Raw genomic sequence first — 6515 nt, 5'->3', positions numbered from 1 at the left:
CGCCGACGTCATCGTCGACACCATCCTGCGCCGCATGCCGGACTACGTGAACTACATCACCCCGCAGTTCTCGCGCACCGACATCAACTTCCAGCGCGTCTCGACGGTCGACACCTCCAACCCCTTCATCACGCGCGACATCCCGACGCCCGACGAGAGCTTCATCGTGATCCGCTTCCGCGAACCCAAGGGCGTCGACTTCCCCTATCTGCTGAACATGATCCCGAACTCCTTCATGTCGCGCCGCAACACCATCGTCGTGCCGGGCGCCAAGATGGGCTTCGCCATGGAACTGATCCTGGCGCCGATCATCCAGGACATGATCGCGGGCAAGAAGAAGTAAAGCGTCGCGAGCCGGAACAAAAAACGGAGCCGCCCGGCTCCGTTTTTTTTGGCTGGCCGCGAGGGCTCAGTGCTCGATCATGCGCGGCAGTGTCTTCGCCTGCTCGATCCAGCGGCCGACCTCCGACTCGGTCGGAACCTGGCGGGTGAGTTTCTTCTCCTGATTCACGGCCGTCATCGCCTGCACGAGATTGGCGGCGTTGCGCTGCGCGAGCTCGGGCACGGTGTCGACGCCGGCGGCCTCGAGCAGTTCGGAATACTCCGACCCCACGCCGCTGATCCGGTAAAGGTCGGCCATGTTGGCGAACTTCAGGATGCGCGCCTCAGTCAGCCCGGTCTTCTCGGCAAGCGTCTTGCGCTGCGCGGCGGTCAGGGCATTCTGCAGCAGCGAATCGGTGTCCTTGACGCCGGCCGCGCGGAACTTCTCTCCGAGCACCGGACCGATCCCCTCGATATCCTCGATCTTGCGATTGGCCATGCACACGCCTCCTCTGTGGTTGATCTGCGGGTCGACCTGTCTCGGCCGTCCGCTTCCAGTGTAGACCAAGCGCGGCGCAGGCCGGATTCACACCACCGCGAACCCCACCAGTGCGATCTCGTCGCCGTCCTTCACCGGCGAGGACTTCCCGGCGAACTGCTTGTTGATGGTGACGTTGAGCTTGGGGTTGCCGAGCAGCATCTTCTTCCACATCTCGCCGCGCTTCGCCAGCACGAACAGCAGCCGTTCGACGTCGGTCACGTCGGGCGGCAGCGCGATCTCGTCGGACGCCATGCCGAGGGTTTCGACGAGGTCGCCGAAGAACAGGATTTTCACCATGGGGAGCCCCTTATAATTCGTCATCGACCGCACGATTCTACCGCCGTATGCCCCTCCCCCTGCTGGAAACCCTCAACCCCGAGCAGCGCGCCGCGGTGACGCTGCCGCACGCGTCCGCGCTGATCCTGGCGGGCGCCGGTTCGGGCAAGACGCGGGTGCTGACCACCCGCATGGCGTGGCTGATCCAGACCGGCCAGGTGTCGCCGCTGGGGGTGCTGGCGGTGACCTTCACCAACAAGGCGGCGAAGGAGATGCTGACGCGCATCTCGGCGATGCTGCCGATCAACACCCGCGGCATGTGGGTCGGCACCTTCCACGGCCTCTCCAACCGCCTCCTGCGCACCCACTGGCGCGAGGCGGGACTGCCGCAGTCGTTCCAGATCCTCGATTCCGCCGACCAGCTGTCGGCGATCAAGCGGCTGCTGAAGTCGCTGAACGTCGACACCGAGAGGTACGAGCCGAAGAAGGTGCAGTGGTTCATCAACGGCAACAAGGAGGCCGGGCGGCGCGCGCGCGACGCCGACGCCGACGCCTACGACGAATACTCGATGCGCATGGCCGAGCTCTACGAGGCCTACGACGCGCAGTGCCAGCGCGAAGGCGTGGCGGACTTCGCCGAGCTGCTGCTGCGCTCGTACGAACTCCTCTACCGCAACGAGCCGCTGCGCCAGCACTACCAGGACCGCTTCCGCCACATCCTCATCGACGAGTTCCAGGACACCAACACCCTGCAGTACCGCTGGCTCAAGCTCTTCGCCGGCCCGCACACCGCACTCTTCGCGGTCGGCGACGACGACCAGTCGATCTACGCCTTCCGCGGTGCCAACACCGCCAACATGGCCGAGTTCGAGCGCGAGTTCGCGCACGGCAACGTGATCAAGCTGGAGCAGAACTACCGCAGCCACGGCAACATCCTCACCGCCGCCAACACGCTGATCTCGCAGAACGCGCACCGCCTGGGCAAGAACCTGTGGACGGTGGAGGGCGACGGCGAGCCGATCCGGGTGTTCAATGCCTATTCCGATCAGGACGAGGCGAGCTTTGTCGTCGACGAGGTACGCGCGCTCAACCGCGAGGATGTGGCGCTATCCGATATGGCGCTGCTGTACCGTTCCAACGCGCAGTCGCGGGTGCTGGAGCACGCGCTGTTTTCCGCCAGCGTGCCGTATCGGGTATACGGCGGACTGCGCTTTTTCGAGCGCCAGGAAATCAAGCATGCGCTGGCCTACCTGCGCCTCTTGACCAATCCGGAAGACGACGGCGCCTTTCTGCGGGTGGTGAACTTTCCCGCCCGCGGCATCGGCGCGCGCACCCTGGAGCAACTGGCCGACGGCGCCGCGCGCGCGGGCACCAGCCTGTGGCAAGCCGCCTGTACCGGCGGCGGCAAGGTCGCGGGATTCGCAAAGCTGATCGAGTCGATCAGGCAGGCCACGCGCGATCTGCCGCTGGCGGAGGCGATCGACCATGTAATCGAGGCCAGCGGGCTGGCGGACTACTACCGCGCCGACAAGGAAGGCGCCGACCGCCTGGAAAACCTCAACGAACTGATCAACGCGGCGGCGCTGTTCTCGGAAGAGTCCGCTTCTGCGGATGCGGTTGGCGCCGCCGTCGCGCCTGAAGCATCGGTCTCCGCCGAAACGACCCAGCCCGAGCTGGAGCGTTTTCTCGCCCACGCTGCGCTGGAAGCGGGCGAGCACCAGGCCGGCGCCGGCCACGACGCGCTGCAGCTGATGACGGTGCACGCCGCCAAGGGCCTGGAATTCCACGCCGTGTTCATCACCGGACTGGAAGAAGGGCTGTTTCCGCACGAGCAGAGTGCCCACGAGGAAAACGGCCTGGAGGAAGAACGGCGGCTGATGTACGTGGCGATCACCCGCGCGCGGCGCCGCCTGTATCTATCGCACGCGCAGTCGCGCATGCTGCACGGCCAGGTCCGCTACGGCCTGCCGTCGCGCTTTCTGGATGAGCTGCCGGAGCAGGTGTTGCTGCCGCTCAACCGCCGCAGCGAATCCGCCGCTTCCCCGGGCTATCGCGCGCCCGCCCCCATGCCGCGCAGCCAAGGCCAGTCCGGCAACGACACCGGCTATAAGGTGGGGCAGAGCGTCGCCCATGCCAAGTTCGGCACCGGCATCATCATCGACTTCGAGGGGCGCGGGCCGGACGCGCGGGTGCAGGTGAAATTCCGCGACGCCGGCACCAAGTGGCTAGCGCTGGCCTACGCCAGGTTGTCGCCCGCGTAGGACGCGGCGTCGTCCGCCCACACCGCGAAAATCGCCTGATACGAGGCATACAGCGAACCGAACAGCACCGGCATCGCCACCAGCAGGCCGAGCAGCATCGGCACCAGCGCGGCAAAAAACAGCAGCATCCCGAGCGCGAAACTGTTCACCAGCATCGCCGCCCAGTTTCTGGCTACCGCGCGCAGGCTCACCCCCAGCGCGGTGGCCGGACGCGCGCCGCCGAACAGGATCAGCGCAGGCGCGAACCAGGTGGCCATGATCAGCGGAGCGAACAACGCCATCCCGACCAGCAGCGCGGGCGTGGCCTGATTCAGTATCGCCTGCATTTCCGCTGGCGAGGCACCCTCCTTGGCGGCAGCCATCATCGCCACCGGGTCGAACCCCATGCCGAGCATGATCTGGCCGATCAGTAAGGTGCCCAGCAGTTGCACCGCGCCGACGGCCATCAACGGAATCGCCGGCCCCTGAACTCCGGCCAGAAAATTCGGCAGTTCGAGCTCGCGGCCTTCGTCGAGCGCGCGGTATGCCGCCATGAATCCAGCCACTATCAGCGGCGAAGCCAGCTCCGACAGCGGCCCGCCGATCACGGGAATCAGGCCGAGCGCCATCACCGCGCCGAATAGCGCGCCGAACGCGGCGGACAGCAGAAGGGGACTCTTTCGATACAGGCGAAAGCCCGCGGCCAGCCACTGGAAGCCCTGGCTGGCCGCGACCTTGCGCGGAATGTCTTGATTGGATGCAGTAGTCATGCAGCGGATCGGGTTGGTACGGCACGAATCGGCTCGAAAAGGAAACGCTCAAGCCGGGCTGTCATTGACGGGCGCCGCGAACGATCGGGGGCTCCGCCAATGGAATAAGCGGTGCGCAGGCAACCGGTCAGAATTCCTTCACCACCCACATCGGCGGCCGCATGCCGGAATCGAGGCTGTCCTGCCGCGCAAACTGGCCGTCGCCCTTCTGGTCGATCAGGAAATACGGCTTGCCGACACGGGGAATGACTTTCAGCATGTACAGCTTGCCGTTGGCGCGGTATTCGACGACGCGGCCCTGGCTGCTCGGCTTGATCGTCACCGCAGGTGCGTCGCCGGGCCCCGGCGCGCCATCCGGGACCGGCTTCAGCCCGGGTGGATGCTCGGGCGGTGCGGCGGCAACGGCAAGGCCGCTCAGCATCAGGGTCAGCAACACAACGGGATAACGCATGGCAGGCTCCAGAAAGCGAATATTGTCAGCTTAGGTCAAAAGAAAACGGCGACTACAGATTGAACTGGATTTCGCGCTCGGCCAGCGACGGCATGAAACCGCGTTTTTCGTAGTGACTGAAGATCGCATCGATCACCTCTTCCGGCCGGTCGATGATGCGCATCAGTTCAACGTCATTGGGGGAAATCATGCCCTCGTCGACCAGGCGGCCCTTCACCCATTCGGCCAGTCCGCCCCAGAATTTCGAGCCCACCAGGATGATGGGGATGCCGGCGATTTTTCCGGTCTGCACCAGGGTCAGCGCCTCGAACAGCTCGTCCAGCGTGCCGAAACCGCCCGGCATGACGACGTAGGCCGCGGCAAACTTGACGAACATGACCTTGCGCGCGAAAAAATGCTGGAAAGTCTGGCTGATGTCCTGATACATGTTGGCGCTTTGTTCGTGCGGCAGCTGGATGTTGAGGCCGACGCTGGGCGACTTGCCGAAATACGCACCCTTGTTGGCGGCTTCCATGATGCCGGGGCCGCCGCCGGAGATCACCGAGAAGCCCGCATCGGACAACTTGCGCGCGATGTTTTCGGTGAGCATGTAATACGCATGATCGGGCGGTGTGCGCGCGCTGCCGAAGATCGAAACCGCCGGACGGATCGACGCCAGCCGTTCGGTCGCCTCGACGAACTCTGCCATAATTCCCAGCATCCGCCACGACTCGCGCGCCGAATAATTGATCTCGGCGGCGCGCCCCGGGTCGACAGCGACGGGCAATTTATCCAAGTGCATTTTTCGAGCGCCTCGTGAACGATTTCAGTGTAAGCCAACCCAGAAAAATCCTGCTCCTGGTGGACGGCTCGTCCTATCTGTATCGCGCATTTCATGCGCTGCCCGACCTGCGCAATTCGGCGGGCGAACCGACCAATGCGATCAAGGGCGTGCTGGCGATGCTGCACAAACTGCGGAAGGACTACGCGGCCGATTATATCGCCTGCGTGTTCGACGCGAAGGGCAAAACCTTCCGCGACGCGCTTTATCCTGCCTACAAGGCGCACCGCCCGCCGATGCCGGACGATCTGCGCAGCCAGATCGAACCGCTGCATGAGGCGATCCGCGCCGAGGGCTGGCCGCTCGTCGTCGTCGACGGCGTCGAGGCCGACGACGTGATCGGCACGCTGGTGCATCACGCCGAGCGGAAGGGAATCCACAGCATCGTCTCCACCGGCGACAAGGACATGGCGCAACTGGTCGACGACCACGTGACGCTGGTCAACACCATGAGCCAGGAAACGCTCGACGAGGCCGGGGTGGCCGCCAAGTTCGGGGTGCCGCCGGAGCGCATCATCGACTACCTCACGCTGGTAGGCGACGCCGTCGACAACGTTCCCGGCGTTGCCAAATGCGGGCCGAAAACCGCGGTGAAATGGCTCGCCGAATACGGCACGCTCGACAATCTGCTGGCGCATGCCGACGCCATCAAGGGCACGGTCGGCGACAACCTGCGCACCGCCCGCGACTGGCTGCCGCAGGCGCGCACGCTGATCACCATCAAGACGGATGTCGCGCTGCCCTTCGATTTCGACGATCTGGTCCTCAGGCCGCGCGACCGGGATGCGCTGCGCACACTGTTCGAGCGCTACGAATTCCGCACCTGGCTGCGCGAGCTCGACGCCGCCGCCACCGGCGCGGCCTCGACCCCCGAGCAGGACTGCAGCGGCGAGCATCGCGCCGGCTATGAAACCATCCTGACCGAGGCCCGGCTCGACGCCTGGATCGCCAGGCTGGAAGCCGCGCCGGCGTTTGCGCTCGACACCGAAACCACCAGCCTCAACGCGATGCAGGCCGAACTGGTCGGCATCTCGTTCGCCACGGCCCACGGCGAAGCGGCCTACCTGCCGCTGGCGCATCACTATGCCGGCGCGCC

Annotated in this window: 7 protein-coding genes and 1 pseudogene; 3 read left to right on the top strand and 5 right to left on the bottom strand. The window is 65.2% G+C overall.

Annotated features, from left to right (window positions below; genetic code table 11):
* Positions 1-343 (top strand): annotated as a pseudogene (locus Q0L94_RS14685) (phosphoribulokinase); the annotation flags it as partial.
* 66 nt (positions 344-409) lie between these two features.
* Here the strand turns inward: Q0L94_RS14685 and Q0L94_RS14680 are convergent.
* The gene (locus Q0L94_RS14680; RefSeq protein WP_296754619.1) at positions 410-820 is read right to left on the bottom strand and encodes a DUF4332 domain-containing protein; all 411 of its coding nucleotides are present in this window, start codon (positions 818-820) and stop codon (positions 410-412) included.
* Positions 821-907: 87 nt separating this feature from the next.
* Positions 908-1159 carry a MoaD/ThiS family protein gene (locus tag Q0L94_RS14675; protein ID WP_296754616.1) on the bottom strand — a complete coding sequence of 84 codons (252 nt, stop codon included), beginning with the start codon at positions 1157-1159 and terminating at the stop codon, positions 908-910.
* Between the two features lie 47 nt (positions 1160-1206).
* Between Q0L94_RS14675 and Q0L94_RS14670 the strand changes: the two genes are divergently transcribed.
* Entirely contained in the window at positions 1207-3399 is a 2193-nt protein-coding gene (locus Q0L94_RS14670) for a UvrD-helicase domain-containing protein (protein WP_296754614.1), read from the top strand.
* Here the strand turns inward: Q0L94_RS14670 and Q0L94_RS14665 are convergent.
* The 3 genes from Q0L94_RS14665 to Q0L94_RS14655 all read right to left on the bottom strand — a co-directional run bounded on the left by Q0L94_RS14665 (position 3375) and on the right by Q0L94_RS14655 (position 5380).
* A complete protein-coding gene (locus tag Q0L94_RS14665; protein ID WP_296754612.1) occupies positions 3375-4148 on the bottom strand; it encodes a BPSS1780 family membrane protein in 774 nt (257 codons plus the stop codon). The genes Q0L94_RS14670 and Q0L94_RS14665 overlap by 25 nt on opposite strands.
* A gap of 127 nt (positions 4149-4275) precedes the next feature.
* Positions 4276-4599 carry a DUF2782 domain-containing protein gene (locus Q0L94_RS14660; protein ID WP_296754609.1) on the bottom strand — a complete coding sequence of 108 codons (324 nt, stop codon included), beginning with the start codon at positions 4597-4599 and terminating at the stop codon, positions 4276-4278.
* Positions 4600-4651: 52 nt separating this feature from the next.
* On the bottom strand, positions 4652-5380 hold the full coding sequence (locus Q0L94_RS14655) for a TIGR00730 family Rossman fold protein (RefSeq protein WP_296754607.1): 729 nt from the start codon (positions 5378-5380) through the stop codon (positions 4652-4654).
* Positions 5381-5394: 14 nt separating this feature from the next.
* On the opposite strand from Q0L94_RS14655, the gene Q0L94_RS14650 reads away from it, so the two are divergent.
* Positions 5395-6515: 5'-3' exonuclease H3TH domain-containing protein (locus Q0L94_RS14650; RefSeq protein WP_296754604.1), on the top strand; the 1121-nt coding region annotated here is incomplete at its 3' end.

It is taken from the genome of Thiobacillus sp. (assembly GCF_024708915.1).
This window is presented reverse-complemented; position numbering and strand designations above follow the sequence as displayed.